The sequence below is a fragment of the Salinarimonas sp. genome, assembly GCF_046292825.1.
Taxonomy (GTDB): Bacteria; Pseudomonadota; Alphaproteobacteria; order Rhizobiales; family Beijerinckiaceae; genus Salinarimonas.
In genome coordinates this window covers 22,007-42,928 of sequence record NZ_JBKBQG010000006.1, presented here as the reverse complement: position 1 = coordinate 42,928, position 20,922 = coordinate 22,007, and the positions used below count along the sequence as shown (strand labels likewise).

The following is a 20,922-nucleotide window of genomic DNA, read 5'->3' as shown; positions in this document are numbered from 1 at the left end:
GACGTTGGGGTCGCAGCCTGTAGGCTGCGTCTCGCCGACACTCGCTTCGGTTTCGTGGCGGAGCGAGCGCGGCATGCGCGCTCGGACTGTCGTCGAGGTTATGGGTCCCGGATCGCCTTCGGCGTCCGGGATGACACCACCTCCTCCATTCACGAGCGCTCACGCCCCCCGCGACACATTGGCCTGGTCGAAGGTCGCCATTTCCGTGTGGCAGGCATGCGCCGCCTTGACGATTCCCATCGCGAGCCCCGCGCCGGAGCCCTCGCCGAGGCGCATGCCGAGCGCGAGGAGCGGCGTCTTGCCGATGCGCTCGAGCACGTCGCGATGGGCGCCCTCCGCCGAGACGTGGGCGGCGAGGCAATGGTCGAGCGCGCGCGGATCGAGGGCGTGCAGCACCGCCGCCGCGGCGGTCGCGACATAGCCGTCGATCACGACCGGCACCCGCTCGGCGCGCGCGGCGAGGATGGCGCCGGCCATCGCGCAGATCTCGCGCCCGCCGAGCCGCGCGAGCACCTCGAGCGGGTCGGCGAGGTGCTCCCGATGGAGCGCGAGCCCCGCCTCGACCGCGGCGACCTTGCGAGCGAGCCCCTCGTCGTCCACGCCCGTCCCGCGCCCGACCCAATGCGCCGGATCGCCGCCGTAGAGCGCGGCGTAGATCGCCGCCGCGCAGGTGGTGTTGCCGATGCCCATCTCGCCGATGCCGAGGAGATCGGTGCCACCGGCGATCGCCTCCATGCCGAAGGCCATGGTGGCGACGCAATCGCGCTCGGCCATGGCCGGCTCGACCGTGAAGTCCTTGGTCGGCATGTCGATCGCGAGGTCGAACACCTTGAAGCCGAGCCCGTAGGCGGCGCAGATCTGGTTGATCGCCGCCCCCCCGGCCGCGAAATTCTCCAGCATCTGCCGGTTGACCGCATCGGGGAAGGCGGAGACGCCGCGCGCGGTGACCCCGTGGCTGCCGGCGAAGACCGCGACGAGCGGGCGCGCGACGGTGGGCTTCCCCTTGCCCTGCCAGGCGGCGAGCCATTCGACGAGGTGCTCCATCCGCCCGAGGCTCCCGCGCGGCTTCGTGAGCTCGGCATCGCGCGCGCGCACCGCCTCGACGGCCGCCTGATCGGGGCCCGGCATGCCCGCGACGAGGGCGCGGATGTCGTCGAAGGGGCGGCTCGTCGCTTGGCTCATCGGTTCGCTTCCCTCATCCGAAAAGATCGGTGCGTGGCGCGCCCGTTCGGATGGCGTCGGCGCGTGCGCGTCCTATAACGGGCGGGCACGGCGGCGTGAAGGCCGCCGATCGGAGAGCCGCATGGGAACGACGCCGATAGGGGAGAGGGACGAGGGACGCGCGTCGCGCAACCCGCTCGCCCGCGCGCTCGTCGACCTCGCTCGAGCCATGCGCTTCTTCTCGCGCCTGCCGGTGCCCGCGCTGCCCTTCGAGACCGACCCGCACGCCCCGCCCTCGATCGCGGGGATGACGCGCATGCTGCCCCTCGCCGGTGCGCTGATCGCCGGGCCCGCCGCCCTCGTCCTCCTCGCCGCCGCCGCGCTCGGCCTGCCGAGCCTGCCCGCGGCCGCGCTCGCGATCGTGGTCCTCGTCCTCGCGACCGGCGCGCTGCACGAGGACGGCCTCGCCGACATCGCCGATGGGTTCGGCGGCGGGCGCACGCGCGAGCGCCGGCTCGAGATCATGAAGGACAGCCGCATCGGGGCGTTCGGCGCCTGCGCGCTCGCGCTCGGGCTGATCCTGCGCGTGAGCCTCCTCGCCGCGCTCCTCGACGACGGCGGCGCGCTCGTCGCGGCGGCCGCGCTCGTGAGCGCCGCCGCGCTCTCGCGGATCGCGATGATGCTCCCCCTCGCGCTCCTCCCCCCCGCGCGCACGAGCGGCGCCTCGGCGAGCATCGGCCGCCCCGACGCCGCGAGCCTCGCGATCGGGGCCGCGATCGCGCTCGCGATGGGGGCGGCGGCGTGCCTGACGACGGGCCTCCCCCTCGAAGGCCTCGCGCTCGCCGCAGCCCTCGCCGCCACCGCCGGCCTCGCGCTCACGGCCCTCTCGCGCCGCATGATCGGCGGCCAGACGGGCGACGTCGCGGGGGCGACGCAGCAGGTCGCGGAAGCGGGGGCGTCGATCGGGCTCTTGATCGCGGCAGCCCGGTGACCGATCTAAGGTATCCCATGACCACCATCTCCACCCCCTGCATCAAGGTCTGCATCCTCGATCCCGAGACCGGGCTCTGCGAGGGGTGCGGGCGCACGCGCGAGGAGATCGCGACCTGGGGCCGGCTGTCGGAGGCCGAGCGTCGGGCGATCATGGACGGGCTCGACGCGCGCATGCGCCGGGCCTTTCTCGGCGAGGAGACGGGAGGCGCGGCGGCGCCCGCGGGCGGCTGATGCCCGGCGCGATCGGCTTCGGGCTCCTCCTCGTCGGCGTCGCGATCCTGGTGTGGACGCATGGCGAGCGCGAGATCATCGGGCTCGCGCCGGAGGATTTCGCGCGCCTGACCGCGCTCCTCGCCCTCGTGATGCTGATCGCGGGCTCCGCGCTGTCGCGCGCCGACGGCGGCATCCGCCGCGCGTTCGGCCAGCTCGCCACCTGGGCGCTGATCTTCCTCGCGATCGTGGTGGTCTACGCCTATCGCTACGAGGTCGACATGATCGCCGATCGGGTGATGGGCGAGCTGCGGCCGGGGCGGGCGGCGATCACCACCGAGGGCGACGTCGCCGTGCGGCGCGCGCTCGACGGGTCCTTCGTCGTCGAGGGGGAGGCGGACGGGGAGCGGCTGCGCTTCATCTTCGACACCGGCGCGAGCGTCGTCGTCGTCACGGCGGACGCCGCGCGCCGGCTCGGCTTTCGCGAGGCCGATCTCGATTATCGCGTGCCGGTGATGACGGCGAACGGTCGCACGCTTGCGGCGCCGATCACCATCGATTCGCTCAGGGTCGGCACGATCGAGGCGCGCAACGTCCGCGCCCTCGTCGCCCGCCCCGGCGCGCTGCCGGAGAACCTCCTCGGCATGAGCTTCCTCGACCGGCTCGAATCCTACGAGGTCCGCCGCGACGAGCTGATCATGCGGGCGCGGTGACCCCGAGGGGTCACCCGCGCCCCGTCTCCAGATCCGCGAGCGCGCGGGCGACGAAGGCGGCGCTCGCGTCGATATGGGGCGCGAGATCGAAGGCCGCGTCGAGCGGGACGCCGTCGCCCGACGCCTCGAGCGCGGCGCGCAGGCCGATGCGCTCGGCACGGGCGCGGTCGGCGGCGGCGGTGACGCGGGCTTTCGCTTCCGCCGCGCCGAGATGCGGCGCGAGCGCGGACGCTGCCGCCTCCGCGAAGACGAGCCCGCCGCCGGCCTCCAGATTGGCGCGCATGCGGGCGACGTCGACGACGAGCCCCTCGGCGATCGTGCGCGCATGGGCGAGCGCACCCGCGGCGAGGCCGAAGAGCGGCGGCAGCGCGTGCCATTCGGCGTGCCAGGCGCCCGCGGGGCGCTGATGCGCGGCGACGATCGCGTCGAGCAGCGGGATCACGCAGCCGCGCGCGGCGCTCGCATTGGCGAGGATCGCCGTCGAGGATACGGGGTTGCGCTTGTGGGGCATGGCCGAGGAGCCGCCGCGGCCGGGCGCGTGCGGCTCGGCCACCTCCGCCGTCTCGCTCGCGCCGAGGAGGACGACGTCGCCCGCCATCTTCGCGAGCGCCCCCGTCAGGATCGCGAGCGCGCACCCCGCCCGCGCGATCGCTCCGCGACGCACATGCCAGGCGATCGGCGCGGGCGCGAGGCCGAGCCTGCGTGCGAGATCGTCGGCGATGGCGGGGCCGAGCCCGCCGAGGCCGGGCAGGGTGCCGGCGGGCCCGCCGAGCGAGAGGCGGCAGGCGCCGCGCGCGGCGCTCGCCAGGTCCGCCGCGGCTTCCGCGATGCCCGCCGCCCACAAAGCGACGACGTGACCGAAGGTGATCGGCGTCGCGTGCTGCCCGTAGGTGCGCCCGACGCACGGGGTGCGCGCGTGGGCGCGCGCGAGGGCGACGAGCGCGGCGATGACGGCGTCGCACTCGGCCTCGAGAAGCGCGAAGGCGCGCTTGGCTCGCAGCGCGAGGGCGGTGTCGATCAGATCCTGCGTCGTCGCCCCGCGATGGAGGTGATCGGCGAGGCCGTCGGGCAGGAGCCCGCGCATCGCCGCGAGGACGGGGATCGAGGGCACGCCGGCCTCGCGCGTCGCCTCCCCGATCGCGTCGAGATCGAGCGCGTCCGGGTCGATGGCCGCGATCGCGTCCGCGAGCGCCTCCGGCACGAGCCCGTGCGCCGCCTCGACCCGGGCCAAAGCCGCCTCGACCTCGATCATCGCCGCGATCTCGGCGCGTGCGGAGAACAGCGCGCGCATGGCGGGCGTCGTGAAGAGCGGTCCGGTCAGCGGCGAATCGAGGGCCGAGAAGGTCACTTGTGCCCCCCCGCGTCCAGCGGCAGGCCGACATAGTTCTCCGCGAGCGTCGTCGCGGCGGCGGGAGAGGTCGTCACGTAATCGAGCTCGGCGAGCTGGCGGCGCCGGTCGAAGGGCGTGTCCTCCTCGAAGCGATGGAGCATCTGGGTCATCCACCAGGAGAAGCGCTGCACGCGCCAGATGCGCGCAAGGCAGGTCTTCGAATAGCCGACGAGCCCGCTCTCGTCGCCGCTCGCATAGAAGCGCTCGAGCGCGCGGGCGAGCACGCGCACGTCGCCCACCGCGAGGTTCATCCCCTTCGCCCCCGTCGGCGGCACGATGTGAGCGGCGTCGCCCGCCAGGAACAGCCGCCCGTGCCGCATCGGCTCGGCGACGAAGCTGCGCATGGCGGTGACGCCCTTCTGCAGGATCTCGCCCTCCGAGAGCTTTCCGCCGACCGCCGCCCCGAGCCGCGCCTGCAACGCCTCCCAGATCCGCGCGTCCGGCCAGCGGCCGATATCCTCGTCTGGGGCGCATTGCAGGTAGAGGCGGCTGATTTCGGGGGAGCGCATCGAGAGGAGCGCGAAGCCGTCCTCGTGGCGCGCGTAGATCAGCTCCTCGGAGGCGGGCGGCGTGCGCGCGAGGATGCCGAGCCAGCCGAACGGATAGACGCGCTCGAAGACGCGCAGCACCTCCGCCGGGATCGAGCCGCGCGAGATGCCGTGGAAGCCGTCGCAGCCGGCGACGAAATCGCACGTCACGCTGCGGCGTGCCTCCCCCTCGCGCCAGGACAAGGTCGGGCGCGCGCTCTCGATGTCGGCGATCGCGACGTCGGTCGCCTCGAACACGATGGCGCCCCCGGTCTCGATGCGCGCGGCGACGAGGTCCTTCACCACCTCGTGCTGGCCGTAGACCATCACGCCCTTGCCGGTGAGCGCGTGGAGGTCGATGCGCCGGCTCTCGCCGTCGAAGGCGAGGTGGAGGCCGTGATGGACGAGCCCCTCGCGGTCCATGCGGGCGCCGACGCCCACGTCGCGCAGCACCTGCGCGGTCTCGTGCTCGAGCACGCCCGCCCGGATGCGCCCCTCGATATGCGCCCGGCTGCGCGCCTCGATCACGAGGCACGAGATGCCCGCGAGATCGGGGAGGCGCGCGAGGAGGAGCCCCGCCGGCCCCGCGCCGACGATCCCGACCTGGACATGGCTCGCGTCTGGACCCGCCATCGTCACACCTCGAAGAACACGGTCTCGTCGCGGCCCTGCAGACGGATGTCGAACAGGTACGCGTCCTCGCCCGCCCGCGCGACGAGCGTCCCCCGCCGCTCCTGCGGCACCCGCGCGAGGATCGGGTCCTCTTCGTTGGCGGGCTCGTCGGGGAAGTAGATGCGCGTCACGAGCCGGGTGAGGAGGCCGCGGGCGAAGACGGAGACCGCGAGGTGGGGCGCCTGCATCGCGCCGTCCGGGCCCGGCACCGGGCCGGGCTTGATCGTCGCGAAGGCGAAGCGCCCCTGCGCGTCGGTGCCCGCGCGGCCGAAGCCGCCGAAGCCGGAATTGTCGGCGGATGTGGGATAGCGCCCGGCGCCGTCCGCCTGCCAGATCTCGATCATGGCGTCGGGCACGGGGGCGTCCTCCCCGTCGAGCACGCGGCCCTCGATGCGGATGGGGGCGCCGATCGCGCCCGGCCCGACGAGATCCGCCTCGACGAGGGGGACGATGCCGTAATCCTGCGGCGTCAGGCAATAGGCGAAGAAGGGGCCTACGGTCTGCGAGGGGGTGATCGGGCGCTCACTCATCGTGGGGCTCCTCGATCGGGGTGGCCGCGCGCCCGCGCAGCACGATGTCGAACCGGTAGCCGAGCGCCCATTCGGGCTGCGTCGTCTCGAGATCGAAGGCGGATACGAGCCGTGCGCGGGCGGCCTCGTCGGGCACCGCGCCGAAGATCGGATCGAGCGCGAGGAGCGGATCGCCGGGGAAGTACATCTGCGTCACGAGGCGGCTGAGGAAGCTCGCGCCGAGGAGGGAGAAGTGGATATGCGCCGGCCGCCAGGCATTGTGGTGGTTGCGCCAGGGATAGGCGCCGGGCTTGATCGTGACGAACCGGTAGCGCCCCTCCGCGTCGGTCACCGCGCGGCCCGCCCCGGTGAAGTTCGGATCGAGCGGCGCGTCGTGGCGGTCCGCCACGTGGACGTAGCGCCCGGCCGCGTTCGCCTGCCAGATCTCGACGAGCGTGTGCGGCACGGGCCGCCCATCCTCGTCGAGCACCCGGCCGGAGACGACGATACGCTCGCCGATCGGCACGCCGGCATGGTGGCGGGTGAGGTCGGCCTCGTCGGGAGCGACGCGGTCGTGGCCGTAGACGGGGCCGGTCAGCTCCGTGAGCGTCTGCGGGACGATCACGAGCGGGCGCGAGGGGGCGCGCAGGCGCGTCGAGCCGTAATCCGGGCTCGCGTTCGGCGGGTGCGCGCGCAGGCTCGCGCGCGGATGCTGGCGCGTCGTCGACACGGCTCGACCTCCCTGTCCCCGCGTGGATCGCGGGGGATCATTCGTATGCGAATGATCGTGCCATGGTTTTTCGCGGGTGGGAAGGGGAGGGGGCTATCTCAGGGGATCGGCAGAAGCCGCCTAGTCGGCGGCAGGAGAGCGTGCTGCGCACGCCACTCGATTTGCTGGGTTCCCTTCCCCTGCGCCGCTGCCGCGGCTCCGGCCGGGAATGACACACCTGTGGCTCCCCCCGTGTCATCCCCGGCCGGAGCACGCGAAGCGTGCGGAGGGGAAGGGGACCCAGCGCAGGAAGACGCTTGCGCAGCAAGCTCTTGTGCCGCCGACCAGGCGGCGCGTCGGGCGTGACATCCCACGCGCCGCCATTCGCGCGGAACTCACCCGAACTTGTTCGTCTTCGGAAAACCCTTCGGCGGCAGGCGGCCGGATTCGGCGCGGTTGGCGAGCCAGTCGCGCAGAGCCTCGCCGGCGACCGTCCAGGTGCGGCCTGACGTGTCCTGCCAGGTGAGGCCTTCCTCGAGCGGGAAGATCTTGGCGTCCGACACGCCGCCGTCGCGGTAGCGCTGCAGGCGCACGCCCTTGCCGCGGGTCATCTCGGGAACCTGGGCGAGGGGGAAGACCAGGAGCTTGCGGTTCTCGCCGACGATGGCCACGTGGTCGCCGCGCACCGGCGTCGCGATGACGGCCCGGGTGCCGGCATCGACGTTGAGCGCCTGCTTGCCCTTGCGCGTATTGGCGACGAGGCCGTCCGTCGGCGCGACGAAGCCGCGCCCGTCCGACGCGACGAGGAGCAGCTTCGCCCCCGCCTCGTAGGGGAAGACGGCGGCGATCTCGGCGCCCTCGTCGAAATCGACCATCAGCCGGATCGGATCGCCGACGCCGCGCCCGCCCGGGAGCTTCGCGGCGTCGAGCGTGTAGACCTTGCCGCTCGTCGCCACGACGAGGATCTTCGCCGTCGTCTCGGTGTGGAAGGAGAAGCCGAGCGCGTCGTCGCCCTTGAAGGCGACCGCCGACACGTCCGCGACATGGCCCTTGAGCGCGCGGATCCAGCCCTTCTTCGAGACGATCACCGTGATCGGCTCGCGCTCGACCATCGCCTCGACGATGTCGAGATTGGAGGTGTCGGGCGCTTCCTCGAAGCTGGTGCGGCGGCGCCCGAGCTTGGTCTCGCCCGAGAAGGCCTTGCGGACCTCGCGGATCTGCTTCGCCACGTCCTTCCATTGCCGCGCCTCGTCCCCGACGAGGGCGGTGAGGTCCTCCTCCTCCGCCACGAGGGCGTCTCGCTCGCGCACGAGCTCCATCTCCTCGAGCTTGCGCAGCGAGCGCAGGCGCGTGTCGAGGATGGCGTTGGCCTGGATCTCGGTCAGCTCGAAGACGCGCATCAGCTCGGCCTTCGGCTCGTCCTCCTCGCGGATGATCTTGATGACGCGGTCGAGATCGAGATGGATGACGAGGAGGCCGCGCACGATCTCGAGCCTGCGGGCGATCTCGCGCAGGCGATGGTTCGAGCGGCGCACGAGCACGACGCGGCGGTGGTCGAGCCACGCCCGCAGCGCCTCCGCGAGCCCGATCACGCGCGGGACGGTCCCGCCGACGAGCACGTTCATGTTGAGCGGCACGCGCGCCTCGAGCTCGGTGAGCTTGAAGAGCGAGGCCATCATGAGGTTCTCGTCGACGTTTCGCGCGCGCGGCTCGAAGACGACGCGCACGTCCTCCGCCGATTCGTCGCGCACGTCGGCGAGGAGCGGCAGCTTGCGCTCGGAGAGGAGCTCCGCGATCTTCTCGATGAGCCGCGATTTGGAAACGCCGTAGGGGATCTCCGTGACGACGACGGCCCAGGTGCCGCGGCCGAGATCCTCGCGATGCCAGCGGGCGCGCACGCGGAACGCGCCGCGCCCGGTATTGTAGGCCTCCGCGATCGCCTCGCGCTTGTCGACGATGATGCCGCCGGTGGGGAAATCGGGGCCGGGCACGAAGTTGAGGAGCTGCTCGGAGGTCGCGCCGGGGTGGGTGATCAGGTAGAGCGCGGCGTCGCAGAGCTCCGCGACGTTGTGCGGCGGGATCGAGGTCGCCATGCCCACCGCGATCCCCTGCGCGCCGTTGGCGAGGAGGTTCGGGAAGGCGGCGGGGAGGACGACGGGCTCCTGCGTGGTGCCGTCGTAATTCGGGCGAAAATCGACCGTGTCCTCGTCGATCCCGTCGAGGAGGAGGCGCGCGACCTCGGTCATGCGCGCTTCGGTGTAGCGATAGGCGGCGGCCGAGTCGCCGTCGATATTGCCGAAATTGCCCTGGCCGTCGACGAGGGGATAGCGCGAGGCGAAATCCTGGGCGAGACGCACGAGCGCGTCGTAGATCGCCTGGTCGCCGTGCGGGTGGAACGAGCCCATCACGTCGCCGACGACCTTGGCCGATTTCTTGAACGGCGCGCCGGGATCGAGGCGCAAGAGGCGCATCCCGTAGAGGATGCGCCGGTGGACGGGCTTGAGGCCGTCGCGCGCATCCGGCAGCGCGCGGTGCATGATCGTCGAGAGCGCGTAAGCGAGATAGCGCTCCTCGAGCGCCGCCTTCAGCTCGATGCTGGAGACGTCGCCGCCCGCGGGCGGCGCGACCCGCGTGGCCCTCCAGAACCCGTCTCGGTTCGCGAGACGAGAGCTAGAACGAAACGCCAACCCGATCAATGGCGCGCACGGCGCAATCCTCAGGGATCGTATCGAACTGCCGGAGCGCTACACCATCACCTTCCGGCGCACCTCGTCCCGGTCGAGCTGGGCGGCGGGGCCGGCGAGCACCACCTCGCCGCGGTCCATCACCACGATCTCGTCGGCCAGGGCGGCGGCGAAGTCGAAATATTGCTCGACGAGCACGATCGCCATGTCGCCGGCGTCCCGCAGATAGGTGATCGCGCGGCCGATATCGGCGATGATCGAGGGCTGGATGCCTTCCGTCGGCTCGTCGAGGACGAGGAGCTGCGGGCGGGCGACGAGGGCGCGGGCGATCGCGAGCTGCTGCTGCTGCCCGCCCGAGAGATCGCCGCCGCGCCGGCCGAGCATGGATTTCAGCACCGGGAACAGCGTGAAGACCTCGCTCGGGACGATCCTCGCCACGCCCTTCGGCAGGGCCGCGAAGCCGGTGCGCAGGTTCTCCTCGACGGTGAGGAGCGGGAAGATCTCGCGCCCCTGCGGCACGTAGGCGAGGCCGAGCCGCGCGCGCTCGTAGGGTGCGAGCCGGGTGACGTCCCGCCCGTCCCAGACGACGCTGCCGGCCGAGACCGGCACCTGGCCGACGAGCGCGCGCATGAGCGAGGTCTTGCCGACCCCGTTCCGCCCCATGACGCAGGTGACGCGCCCGCGCGTGGCGGTGACGCCGACGCCGCGCAGGGCCTGGGCCGCGCCGTAATGCAGGTCGATCCCGCTCGCGTTCAGCATCGCCTCACCGCCCCAGATAGACTTCGATCACGCGCGGATCGGCGCTGACATGGTCGATCGACCCCTCCGCCAGCACCGAGCCCTCGTGCAGAACGCTCACCTTTACCCCGAGCGCGCGCACGAAGCTCATGTCGTGCTCGACGACGATCACCGAATGGTCCGCGTTGATGCGGCGCAGGAGATCGGCCGTCTCCTCCGTCTCCGCGTCGGTCATGCCGGCGACGGGCTCGTCGACGAGGAGGAGGGCGGGGTCCTGCGCGAGCAGCATCCCGATCTCCAGCCATTGCTTCTGCCCGTGCGAGAGGGCGCCGGCCGCCTCGCGACGGCGCTCGCCGAGCTTGACGATCTCGAGGATCTCGTCGATGCGCGCGCGCTCGGCCCCGCTCGCGCGGTGCAGGAGGGTGGCGATGACGCCGCGCCGGCCCGCGAGCGCGAGGGCGAGATTGTCCTCCACCGACACCTTCTCGAAGACGGTCGGCTTCTGGAACTTGCGGCCGATGCCGAGCGACGCGATCGCCGCCTCGTCGAGGCGGGTGAGGTCGTGCGTGCCGGAGAAGACGATCTCGCCCGTGTCCGGCTTCGTCTTGCCGGTGACGACGTCCATCATCGTGGTCTTGCCGGCGCCGTTCGGCCCGATGATCGCGCGCATCTCGCCGGGCTCGATCACGAGCGAGAGGGAGTTGAGCGCGCGAAAGCCGTCGAAGGAGACGCTCACCGCGTCGAGATAGAGGAGGGCCGGGGTGGCGCGGGTGTCGGGCGCGCGCGGCGGATCAGGGGTCTCCGCGGGGGCGGGGAGGGGGGTGGCGAGCGTGTCCATGGCGAGAGCCTCCCTCATTCCGCCGCGGCCGGGCGCGGCGCGGGCGCCTTCTCGCCGCGCCCCTTGCCGAAGCCTCTGCCGTGCAAGCCGGCGAGCCGCGCGCGCAGAGCCGCGAAGGCGCCGAGGATCCCCTTGGGCAGGAAGAGCGTCACCGCGATGAAGATGCCCCCCAGCACGAACAGCCAGATCTCGGGATAGGCGCCCGTGAGGAAGCTCTTGAGCGCGTTGACGACGATCGCGCCGAGCGCCGCGCCGGACAAGGTGCCGCGCCCGCCGACCGCGACCCAGATCACCGCCTCGATCGAGTTCGCGGGAGCGAATTCGGACGGGTTGATGATGCCGACCTGCGGCACGTAGAGCGCGCCCGCGAGCCCCGCCATCATCGCCGAGACGGTGAAGACGAACAATTTGAAGCGCTCGACCCGGTAGCCGAGGAAGCGCGTGCGCGCCTCGGCGTCCCGGATCGCGACGAGCACGAGGCCGAGCTTCGAGGTGACGATCGCCTGCGCCAGCAGGAGCCCGCCCGCGAGCGCGAGCGCGGAGAGCGCGAACAGGGTCGCGCGCGTCTGCGGCGCCTGCAGCGAGAAGCCGAGCACGTCCTTGAAATCGGTGAGCCCGTTATTGCCGCCGAACCCCATGTCGTTGCGGAAGAATGCGAGCATCAGCGCGTAGGTGCCCGCCTGCGTGATGATCGAGAGATAGACCCCCGTCACCCGCGAGCGGAAGGCGAGCCATCCGAACACGAAGGCGAGCGCGCCCGGCACGAAGAGCGCCATGAAGGCGGCATAGGCGAAGACGTCGAAGCCCCACCAGGCGATCGGCAGCTCGGTCCAGTTCAGGAAGACCATGAAATCGGGCAGGACGGGGTTGCCGTAGACCCCGCGCGGGCCGATCTCGCGCATCAGATGCATGCCCATCGCGTAGCCGCCGAGCGCGAAGAAGGCGCCGTGGCCGAGCGAGAGGATGCCGCAATAGCCCCAGACGAGGTCGAGCGCGACGGCGAGCAGGGCGTAGGTCAGCCATTTGCCCATGAGGACCACGACGTGGTTCGGCACGTGCAGCGCGTGGCCGGGCGGGAAGGCGAGGTTCGCGATCGGCACGAGCGCCGCGACCGCGACGAGGATGAGCACCGCGGGCGCGATGTGCGGGGCCATCAGGCGCATGACGAAAGGCGTGTGTCGCATCGGTGCCGCCTCAGCTCTCGACCGCGCGGCCCTTGAGGGCGAAGAGCCCCCGCGGCCGCTTCTGGATGAACAGGATGATGGCGACGAGCACCAGGATCTTGGCGAGCACGGCGCCCGCCATCGGCTCGATCAGCTTGTTGGCGACGCCGAGCGAGAAGGCCGCGACGAAGGCGCCCCACAGGCTCCCAACCCCGCCGAAGACGACGACGAGGAAGCTGTCGATGATGTAGGACTGGCCGAGATTGGGCGAGATGTTGTCGATCTGCGAGAGCGCCACGCCCGCGATCCCGGCGATGCCGGAGCCGAGCCCGAAGGTGAGCGCGTCGATCGCCGGCGTGCGGATGCCCATCGAGGCGGCCATGCGCCGGTTCTGGACGACGGCGCGCATGCGCAGGCCGAAGGGCGTCAGCTTCATCGCGAGAAGGAGCGCGAGGAACACGACGAGCGCGAAGGCGACGATCCACACCCGGCTCCAGGTGAGCGCGATGCCCATCACTTCGACCGAGCCCGACATGAAGGAGGGGTTGACGACCTCGCGATTGGTCGGCCCGAAGATCGAGCGCACCGCCTGCTGCAGCACGAGCGAGACGCCCCAGGTCGCGAGAAGGGTCTCGAGCGGGCGTCCGTAGAGGTGGCGGATGACGAGGCGCTCGATGGCGATGCCGACGAGCCCCGCCGTGAGGAAGGCGACGGGCAGCGCGATCAGGAGCGAGGCGTCGAGCAGGCCCGGCGCGAAGGTGCGGATCGCCTGCTGCACGACGAAGGTGGCGTAGGCGCCGATCATCACCATCTCGCCATGCGCCATGTTGATCACCCCCATCACGCCGAAGGTGACGGCGAGCCCGATGGCGGCGAGCAGCAGGACCGAGCCGAGCGAGAGGCCGAAGAAGACGTTCTGGACCTGCGCGACCACCGCGAGCCGCCGCTCGATCGTCGCGAGCCCGTCGCGGGCGGCCTCGCGCACCTCGTCGGGCGCGTCGGCCGGCAGGCGCGAGAGGATGGTGCGCGCCTCCGCGTTGGCGCGCCCGGCGATCCGCTCGATCGCGGCGATGCGGGAGGCCGCGTCCTCGCGCGGATCGAAGAGGGCGAGCGCGTCCATCGCGACCTCCTGCGCGCGGGCGACGCGGGCGTCGGTCTCCGCCGCGCGGGCCTCGGCGAGCGCCTCGCGCTTTTCGATGTCGAGGGAGCGCAAGGCCGCTTGCGCGGCGTCGAGGCGCCGGCGCGGATCGGGCGACATCAGGGTGAGGCTGCCCAGCGCGGCGTCGATCGCGCGGCGCACGCCGTTGTTGACCCGCACGCGGGCGGTGGCGCCGGGTTCGGCGACCGGCTCGCCCGTCGCGGCGTCGAAATGGGCGCCCGCGCGGTCGACGAAGAGCACGCCGCCCCCCGCGCGCCGGGTCACGAGGCGCCCGTCGGCGAGCGCCTCGAGGATCGCCTCGGCCTGCGGATGACCGGAGGCCGCGAGCGCCTGGACCGACGCGATGGTGCGCGGGAACTGGTCGGCGGCGAAGCCCGACAGGATCGCCTCGATGTCGGCGGAGGCGCGCGCGGGCGCGCCGGGCGCCGTCGCGGCGAGCGCGCCCATTGCGAGCGCGACGCTCAGCGCGACGAGCCGGATGAGACGGGCGATCTGCAAGGCCATGCGGTCCTCTGTTCGGCGTGAAGATCATCCTCAGGCTGTCATCCCGGGCCGCGAAGCGGACCCGGGACCCATACGCTCCGACGATCGTCCGAGCGCGCATGCGCGCTCGCGTCGCTACGGTGGAGCAGCTTCGGCCGTCGGCGAAACGCAGCCTATAGGCTGCGACTGAAACGTCGGGCGTATGGGTCCCGGATCGCCTTCGGCGTCCGGGATGACAACCCTGAGGCGGCGCGCTTCGGGTGCTTCGTCCCGGTCGGCCCTCACGAGCCGCCGCAGCTGCCGGTGGCGACGTTGAAGTTGCCGCACGACATCGGGGCCTGCCAATCCGACATCAGGTCCTTCGAGCCCTCGAGATAATCCGACCAGGCGTCGCCCGGCACGAGGCCCGCCGTCTGCCAGACGACGTCGAATTGCCCGTCGCCCTGAATCTCGCCGATCAGCACGGGCTTGGTGATGTGGTGGTTCGGCATCATCGCCGAGAAGCCGCCCGTCAGGTTCGGCACGGCGACGCCGATCATCGCGTCGATGACCGCGTCGGGATCGGTGGTGCCGGCCTTCTCCACCGCCTTGAGCCACATGTTGAAGCCGATGTAATGGGCCTCCATCGGGTCGTTCGTGACGCGCTTCGGGTCGCCGATGAAGGCGTGCCACTTCTCGATGAAGGCGGCGTTCTCGGGCGTGTCGACCGACATGAAGTAGTTCCACGCGGCGAGATGGCCGACGAGGGGCGTCGTGTCGATGCCCGCGAGCTCCTCCTCGCCGACCGAGAAGGCGACGACGGGGATGTCGGTCGCGCGGACGCCCTGGTTGCCGAGCTCGCGGTAGAAGGGCACGTTCGCGTCGCCGTTGATGGTCGAGACGACGGCGGTCTTCTTGCCGGCCGAGCCGAAGGCGCGGATGTCGGACACGATCGTCTGCCAATCGGAATGACCGAAGGGCGTGTAGTTGATCATGATGTCTTCTTCCGCCACGCCCTTGGCCTTGAGATAGGCCTCGAGGATGCGGTTCGTGGTGCGCGGATAGACGTAGTCGGTGCCGGCGAGCACCCAGCGCTCGACGCCTTCCTCGTTCATCAGATAATCGACGGCGGGGATCGCCTGCTGGTTGGGCGCGGCGCCCGTGTAGAAGACGTTGCGCGAGCTCTCCTCGCCTTCGTACTGGACGGGGTAGAACAGGATCGAGTTCAGCTCCTCGAAGACCGGGAGCACCGCCTTGCGCGACACGGAGGTCCAGCAGCCGAACACGGCGGCGCAACCACCCGTGATCAGCTCGCGAGCCTTCTCGGCGAAGAGCGGCCAATCCGAGGCCGGGTCGACGACGACCGCCTCGAGCGGCCGCCCGAGGAGCCCGCCGGCCTTGTTCTGCTCCTCGATCAGCATCAGCATGACGTCCTTCAGCGTCGTCTCCGAGATCGCCATCGTGCCCGAGAGCGAGTGCAGGATGCCGACCTTGATCGGCTCGCTGCTCGCGAAGGCGGGCACGCGGCCGAAGGCGGCCGTGCCGGCGAGGAGGGCGCCGAGCCCGAGAACGTTGCGTCGCGTGAAATCCATGTCTTCTGCCCCTTCCCTCGACACGCGCCGCTTTCGTCGACGGCGCAACCGGGGACGTGTCTGCAAGAGCGAGGCCAGAATTTGCCGGGGGCCGACGGCATTCGCGGCGCGATTTTTAGGCAAGGACGGATCGCGTCATCGGCGATTGCCCTGAAAACGTGCTTCTATACGAAAGTAGAATGAACGATCCTAAGTATTCGTGCGGATGAGCTGCCGCGGTACCGCGATAACGCAGCGCCGCCGCGCTGCTTCTCCTCTGGGTCGCAGAATGGTCACCTGTCCGTCATTCCGGGGCGCGAAGCGAGCCCGGAATGAGGCCGTCGAGGGGAAGGCGAGGGACGAGCGACGATCCGTGCACCTCGTCCGCGCCCCTCCCTCACGAGCCCCTGGTCCGACAATATCCCAGCGCGTTCAGGCGCGCGGCGTCGCGGGGGTCGCAATCGGTCGAGAGGAATTCCCGCCACTCGCGCTCGGTGCCGTAGAAGGCGTTGCGGTCGACGCCGCCGCGGATGCCGGGCACGGTGCCGGTCTGCGTCCATTGCCAGAAGGTCCAGCGCCGGTCGCGGTAGCGCTCGTGCGGCTCGGCAGCGACGGAGCGCAGCCAGAAGGTCGCGTCGAAATGCTCGCCCTCGAGCACGTCGCGGTGGAAGTTGATGTCCGTGTAGATGATCGGCAGGCGGCCGTAATGGCGGTGGAACATCTCGAGGATGACGCGGGTCTTCTCCAGCGCCTCCTCGCGCGGCACGCGCCGGCGGCACAGCCGCGAATGGTTGTTCCATTCCATGTCGAGGACGGGCGGCAGCATGTCGGGCTCGTTCGGCACGTTCTCGATGAACCAGCGCGCCTGCTCGACCGGATCGCGGCACCAGAAGATGAAGTGGTAGGCGCCGCGCGGAATGCCGACGCGACGCGCGCCCTCCCAGTTCTCGTGGAAGCGCGGATCGAGATGCAGCCCGCCCTCGGTCGCCTTGATGAAGGCGAAACGCGTGCCCGCCGCCCGCACCCGGTCCCAATCGATCCGCCCCTGCCAATGCGACACGTCGATGCCGTGCACGGGGAGCGTGTGCACGCGGCGCACGCCGTGGTGGGGGGCGCTGTCGCCCTTCTGCGGATAGAAGTCCGGCGCCAGCGAGCAGCCGACGGCGAGGAGCGCCGCCGCGGCGACGATGGCGAGACGGGCGAGAGCCCGGGACGGCGCGAAGAGCATGGGCTGATCCGAGCGGGAGAGACCCGGCGAGGATTCGCGCAAGACGTCCTACCATTCGGTAAACGCGATCGCCTCACGCTGCCGAAAAGCGAGGCAGAGCCGAAGCTTGGCTTGCCCGGCGCCGCCACCGCACGGCCCCCCTCGAGCCTAGCTCTCGCCGCTCGCGTCGGCGAGCGAGCGGGCGAGGGCGAGCTGCTGCGTCACCGTGTCGCCGATCGCCGTCCACGCCGCGACGGCCTCGTTCAGCTGGGCCGTGAACCAGCCCGCTCCGAGCCCGGTCTCGACGCTCGACAGGTAGAGCATCCCGTTCGACAGGAGCCGGATGTCGCCCATGAGCAGGCCGACCACGTCGCGCGCGGCGGCGAGGTTGTCGCGGAACACCGCGCTGCCCCCCGCGATCGTCGCGAGCACGGCGAGCTCCTGCTCCACCGCCATCTGCGAGACGATCAGCGCCTCGTATTGCGCGATGTAATCGTCGAGCTCGGCGTTCTTGCGCCGCATCTCGTCGGCGAACTTCGAGGCCGTGCCGACCTCGTCCTTGATCGAGAAGAGCACCGCCACGACGAGCGGCCCCGCGGTCGTCGCGGTGGCGACGGCCTTGCCGATCGTGAAGCCGAACGCCAGTGCCTGCGGGATCTGCGAGGTCGCGCCGGCGGCGATCTCGCCGCAGAGCTGGTCGATATGCGTCTGCAGGGCGTCGATCTGCGCCTCTATCGCGTCGAGCGGCCCGGCCTTGGCCGCCTGCTCCTTCGCCGCGGCGAAGCGGGCCGCGTCGTCGGCGATCTGGTTCTGGAGGAAGCCCGAGAGCGCGGTCGCGCAGGCCGCGATCGGCAGCGCGGCGGAATGGCTGTCGGCGTCGAGCGAGGTCGTGACGCGGCGCAGCTCCGTGATGCCCGCCTGGAACTGCGCGAGCGCCTGCCGGCGGGCCGCGTCGTCGGCGCTCGCATCGTCGAGCGTCGCCGCGGCGGGCAGGAGGCCCCGGCACATGGCGACGATCTGGTTGGCGATCGTCGCCACCGCCTGCATGCAGGCGAGGATCCCGCCGGAGAGGCTCGTGTCGTCCGCGTAGAGACGCACGTGCCCGCGCACCAGCGCCTGGTCCTCGGGCAGGGTGGGCAGCACCTTCAGCGAGAGATCGGGCTGCTGGAGGATGCCGGCGCCGTTCGCGCCGAGCATCGTGAAGGCGGTGAGGAGCCGGCGCAGCGCGTCCTCGACCCCGCAGGCGACGAGGTGCGGGCGATCGGCGCTCGGCGTGCGCAACAACATGGCCATCGCGATCCTCCTTCAGGTTCCGGCCACGATCTCGGCGGCGATCGCGCGGGAGGCGGCGAGATCCTGCATCATCGTCTCGAGCTGGGCCGCCATGATCGGGGGTAGCTGCGGCGTGGCGAGGATCTGGTCGAGCTGCGCGGAGATCTGCTGGAGCGCGGTGACCATGTTGGCCACCCCGCCCGAGAGGCCCGTCAGCGCCAGCGAGAGCGCGAGGAGCGGCCCCTGGCCGGCCTGCAGCTGCGCGATCTGGCGCTCGACGTCCTGCAGCCGGTCGACCGCCTTGCGGGAGGTCTCGATCGTCGTGATCAGGCTGGTGAGCTGCTCGGCCAGGCTGATCAGCGACACGCCTGCGAGGATGAGCTTCCAGGGGTGGCGCTTGTAGTCGTCGATCTTGTCGCGCAGGCCGTTCGCCTGCTGCTGGAGCGCCTGCGCGCGCGCGTTCGCGTTCGCAAGCTCCTGCGAGACCGTGCCCATATCGGCCTTGATCCGCGAGAGCGCCGCGTCGATGCCCTCGGAGAAGGGCGCCAGCGCCTGCCGCAGCGTCGCCACTTCCCCCTCCTCGACCGCGATGCGCGCACGCGCCTCCTTCGCGAAGGCGAGGAGCGCGGGCGCGCTCGAGCGGTCGACGGGCGCCCAGGCGGCGGCGAGGCCGTCGTCCTCGACGACGAGCGACTTCATCGTGGAGAGCGTCTGCGCGCGCAGCGCGCTCTTCCAGCCGCCGAGCGTCGCGTTCAAGGTGGCGAGGTCTCCGGCGAGCGCGGGGGCGATGGCGGGGTCGACGCCGATCGAGCCCACCTGCGCGATCTTCTGGTCGACCATGGCGATGCCGTCGGCGGCGAGCTGCGTCGCGCGGGCGAAGAGCAGATTGGGGGCGAGCGCCGCGCGCGCGTGGGAGGGCAGGGGAGTGGGGGCGTTCATGGGCGTCTCCGGTCTCGAGGTCGGTGGCGAGGGGCGCCCCCGACGGGGCGCCCCGGACGAGCCGCTCAGGCCGCGCGGGCGAAGGCCTGGGGCTTGCCGACCTTCGCGGCGATCGCCGCTTGGGTCGGGGCCTCGTTGCCGGTCGAGACGTATTGGACGTTGCGGCCCTTCTCGAGCAGCGAGGATGCGATGTCGACCGCCGAGGACCAGTCCTGCTGCGCCGTCTCGAGTTCGGCCGTGACGATGATCGACACCGTCTGCGGCGTCGCGCTCGGGTCCGACTTGCGGATCGAGGCGAGGTAGTCCTGCGGGTTCTGGAGGTCGGCGACCACCGCGCCGATGCCGTTGTCGAGCTGCTGCCAGGCGGTGACGAGGTTCGCGAGCGCCGCCGTCGTCTGGTCGAGCGTCCCCGTCAGCCCGGAGATCTGGCCCTTGGCGTGCTGCAGGAGCGTCAGCTCGGCCTTGTCCTTGGCGAGCTGCGTCTGGTCCGCCCTGAGCGCCTTCAGGGTGTCGTCGTAATTCTTGCCGGCGATGCCGGTCATCGTCGCGCCGCCCGCGATCACCGCGACGCCGCCGACGATGAGCGCGGTCGAGACGCCGCCGGTCTCGATCTCGGCGAGCGCGCCGACGGCGATCATCAGCCCGCCGACCACCATCATGGTGGCGCCGCCGCCGATCATCGCGAGGTCCTTGCTGAGCGCGCTCTGCTCGGCATCGATCTTCTGCTCGAGCTGCGCGATCTCGCCCGACGTGCCGCCGAGGGTGCGGTTCGCGGTGTCGTAATCGGTCTTGAAGGTCGATTCGTCCTGCGTCACCTGCGTGCGATAGGTGGTGAGCGTCTCGTAGGTCTTCTGGCAGGTGTCCTGCTGCTGCCGCACGAGCGTCTGCAGCGCCTGGAGGGCGCCGACGAGCTTGGCGATCTCGCCGGGCTTGAACTCGGTCTCGTCGCCCATCGCCTTCGCCGCGGCGGCGAGGGAGCCGTAGAGATTGTCGAAGGTCTCGCCGAAGCTGATCAGCCCCTGCAGCGTGTTCCAGCACTGGCCGCTATAGCCGTTGAGCCAGGCCTGCGCGTGCTGCTGCGCCGTCGCAAGGTGCTTGTTGAGGTCCCGCAGGCCGTCGACGTCGATCGTCGGGAATTGCGGCTGCTCGGCGACGGCCTTCGCGAGCACGTTGAGCTGGATGATCTGCGATCCGGTCTCGTGTCCGGCGAGCTTCGTCGCGGCGCCGGTGATGTCGTTGCGGGGGGCGGGCGTCGATGGCATGAACCGTCTCCTGCGGTGCGTCCCTGGGGCGCTCCTCGCGTCGGCGCGAGCGACCGCACGCCGCGGCGAGGGGAGCCGCGGCCTGGGACGGGCCGAGATCGGAAGAGCATGTGTCGCGCGCGGCCGTCTCGTCCGGCCACGCTCGCAGGATGCCCGGATTGCGTGTAGTTTGCAATCCAAATTTGCACGTTCTCGGGCGCGGTTTTCATCCTGAGGTGGCGCGAGCGCCGCGGTCCGGCAGGAGCACCACGGTGCCGCGCGACCGTTTCGGGATGCGCGGGAAGCGAATTCGCATCCGTGCTAATCCGTCGTCGCGGCGTTAACGAACGAATGCTACGCTTCTTCACGGAGCGAAACGGATCGAGCCGCGTTGACCGAAAACAGGGAACGCGATCGGCGGGAGGTCGGGGCATGAGACCGGCGACTGTGATGGAGCGGGAGCGGCGGCGCGCACGGGTGGCGTCCGAGGCGCTGGGGCAGGACGTGCAGGCCTCGCATCTGCGCCGGGCCGCGCAATCGGCGGGCGAAGCCTTCGCCTACAGCGCGGACGAGGCCGAGGTCGCGACGCTTCGCGCGAAGCCCTGGCGCGTCTCCTCGCGCGCGATCTGGCTCACGGCCGGCGCCGCAGCGGCCTGCGGGCTCTTTCTCGCCTATTGACCGCATCGAAGCGCGGCGGCAGCGCGCCGCATTGTCGCGGCACGTGCGTCTTGGCGGCGCGGCGGCGCGCGCCATCTCCTTGCGGG

At 71.4% G+C, this 20,922-nt stretch carries 19 protein-coding genes; 4 read left to right on the top strand and 15 right to left on the bottom strand.

Annotated features, from left to right (window positions below; genetic code table 11):
• Positions 1–159: 159 nt before the first annotated feature.
• Positions 160–1,182, bottom strand: coding sequence for a nicotinate-nucleotide--dimethylbenzimidazole phosphoribosyltransferase (gene cobT / locus ACK4UM_RS05135; RefSeq protein ID WP_409796503.1), 1,023 nt, complete (start codon positions 1,180–1,182; stop codon positions 160–162).
• A 121-nt stretch (positions 1,183–1,303) separates the two neighbouring features.
• On the opposite strand from cobT, the gene ACK4UM_RS05130 reads away from it, so the two are divergent.
• The 3 genes from ACK4UM_RS05130 to ACK4UM_RS05120 are packed head-to-tail and all read left to right on the top strand — an operon-like array spanning position 1,304 to position 3,077.
• Positions 1,304–2,152, top strand: a complete 849-nt coding sequence (locus tag ACK4UM_RS05130) for an adenosylcobinamide-GDP ribazoletransferase (protein WP_409796501.1) — start codon at positions 1,304–1,306, stop codon at positions 2,150–2,152.
• A gap of 17 nt (positions 2,153–2,169) precedes the next feature.
• Positions 2,170–2,385, top strand: coding sequence for a DUF1289 domain-containing protein (locus ACK4UM_RS05125; RefSeq protein WP_409796499.1), 216 nt, complete (start codon positions 2,170–2,172; stop codon positions 2,383–2,385).
• The gene (locus ACK4UM_RS05120) at positions 2,385–3,077 is read left to right on the top strand and encodes a TIGR02281 family clan AA aspartic protease (protein WP_409796497.1); all 693 of its coding nucleotides are present in this window, start codon (positions 2,385–2,387) and stop codon (positions 3,075–3,077) included. Before ACK4UM_RS05125 ends, ACK4UM_RS05120 begins: the two co-directional genes overlap by 1 nt.
• 10 nt (positions 3,078–3,087) lie before the next feature.
• Here ACK4UM_RS05120 and ACK4UM_RS05115 read toward each other — a convergent pair whose 3' ends face one another.
• From ACK4UM_RS05115 to ACK4UM_RS05050, 14 genes are all read right to left on the bottom strand, one after another.
• Positions 3,088–4,425, bottom strand: coding sequence for a lyase family protein (locus ACK4UM_RS05115; protein WP_409796496.1), 1,338 nt, complete (start codon positions 4,423–4,425; stop codon positions 3,088–3,090).
• Complete coding sequence (pobA, locus tag ACK4UM_RS05110) at positions 4,422–5,627, bottom strand: 4-hydroxybenzoate 3-monooxygenase (protein ID WP_409796494.1); 1,206 nt, start codon at positions 5,625–5,627, stop codon at positions 4,422–4,424. The genes ACK4UM_RS05115 and pobA overlap by 4 nt, the downstream gene beginning before the upstream one ends.
• A 2-nt stretch (positions 5,628–5,629) precedes the next feature.
• On the bottom strand, positions 5,630–6,196 hold the full coding sequence (pcaG, locus tag ACK4UM_RS05105) for a protocatechuate 3,4-dioxygenase subunit alpha (RefSeq protein ID WP_409796492.1): 567 nt from the start codon (positions 6,194–6,196) through the stop codon (positions 5,630–5,632).
• On the bottom strand, positions 6,189–6,905 hold the full coding sequence (gene pcaH / locus ACK4UM_RS05100) for a protocatechuate 3,4-dioxygenase subunit beta (RefSeq protein WP_409796490.1): 717 nt from the start codon (positions 6,903–6,905) through the stop codon (positions 6,189–6,191). The genes pcaG and pcaH overlap by 8 nt, the downstream gene beginning before the upstream one ends.
• A 374-nt stretch (positions 6,906–7,279) precedes the next feature.
• Positions 7,280–9,478 carry a DNA topoisomerase IV subunit A gene (gene parC / locus ACK4UM_RS05095; protein WP_409796680.1) on the bottom strand — a complete coding sequence of 733 codons (2,199 nt, stop codon included), beginning with the start codon at positions 9,476–9,478 and terminating at the stop codon, positions 7,280–7,282.
• A 150-nt stretch (positions 9,479–9,628) separates the two neighbouring features.
• Positions 9,629–10,327, bottom strand: a complete 699-nt coding sequence (gene urtE, locus ACK4UM_RS05090) for an urea ABC transporter ATP-binding subunit UrtE (RefSeq protein ID WP_409796488.1) — start codon at positions 10,325–10,327, stop codon at positions 9,629–9,631.
• A 4-nt stretch (positions 10,328–10,331) separates the two neighbouring features.
• Complete coding sequence (urtD, locus tag ACK4UM_RS05085; protein WP_409796486.1) at positions 10,332–11,144, bottom strand: urea ABC transporter ATP-binding protein UrtD; 813 nt, start codon at positions 11,142–11,144, stop codon at positions 10,332–10,334.
• Positions 11,145–11,158: 14 nt separating this feature from the next.
• Positions 11,159–12,328, bottom strand: a complete 1,170-nt coding sequence (urtC, locus tag ACK4UM_RS05080; RefSeq protein ID WP_409796484.1) for an urea ABC transporter permease subunit UrtC — start codon at positions 12,326–12,328, stop codon at positions 11,159–11,161.
• A gap of 10 nt (positions 12,329–12,338) precedes the next feature.
• Positions 12,339–13,970 carry an urea ABC transporter permease subunit UrtB gene (urtB, locus tag ACK4UM_RS05075; RefSeq protein ID WP_409796482.1) on the bottom strand — a complete coding sequence of 544 codons (1,632 nt, stop codon included), beginning with the start codon at positions 13,968–13,970 and terminating at the stop codon, positions 12,339–12,341.
• A 260-nt stretch (positions 13,971–14,230) separates the two neighbouring features.
• Positions 14,231–15,520 carry an urea ABC transporter substrate-binding protein gene (gene urtA, locus ACK4UM_RS05070; protein ID WP_409796480.1) on the bottom strand — a complete coding sequence of 430 codons (1,290 nt, stop codon included), beginning with the start codon at positions 15,518–15,520 and terminating at the stop codon, positions 14,231–14,233.
• Positions 15,521–15,896: 376 nt separating this feature from the next.
• Positions 15,897–16,727, bottom strand: coding sequence for a GH25 family lysozyme (locus ACK4UM_RS05065; RefSeq protein WP_409796478.1), 831 nt, complete (start codon positions 16,725–16,727; stop codon positions 15,897–15,899).
• Between the two features lie 147 nt (positions 16,728–16,874).
• Entirely contained in the window at positions 16,875–17,999 is a 1,125-nt protein-coding gene (locus ACK4UM_RS05060) for a hypothetical protein (RefSeq protein ID WP_409796476.1), read from the bottom strand.
• Positions 18,000–18,011: 12 nt separating this feature from the next.
• Complete coding sequence (locus tag ACK4UM_RS05055) at positions 18,012–18,917, bottom strand: hypothetical protein (protein WP_409796474.1); 906 nt, start codon at positions 18,915–18,917, stop codon at positions 18,012–18,014.
• A gap of 65 nt (positions 18,918–18,982) precedes the next feature.
• Positions 18,983–20,179, bottom strand: coding sequence for an HBL/NHE enterotoxin family protein (locus ACK4UM_RS05050; protein ID WP_409796472.1), 1,197 nt, complete (start codon positions 20,177–20,179; stop codon positions 18,983–18,985).
• A 411-nt stretch (positions 20,180–20,590) separates the two neighbouring features.
• Here ACK4UM_RS05050 and ACK4UM_RS05045 point away from each other — a divergent pair, with 411 nt between their 5' ends.
• Complete coding sequence (locus ACK4UM_RS05045; RefSeq protein WP_409796471.1) at positions 20,591–20,836, top strand: hypothetical protein; 246 nt, start codon at positions 20,591–20,593, stop codon at positions 20,834–20,836.
• Positions 20,837–20,922: the final 86 nt, after the last annotated feature.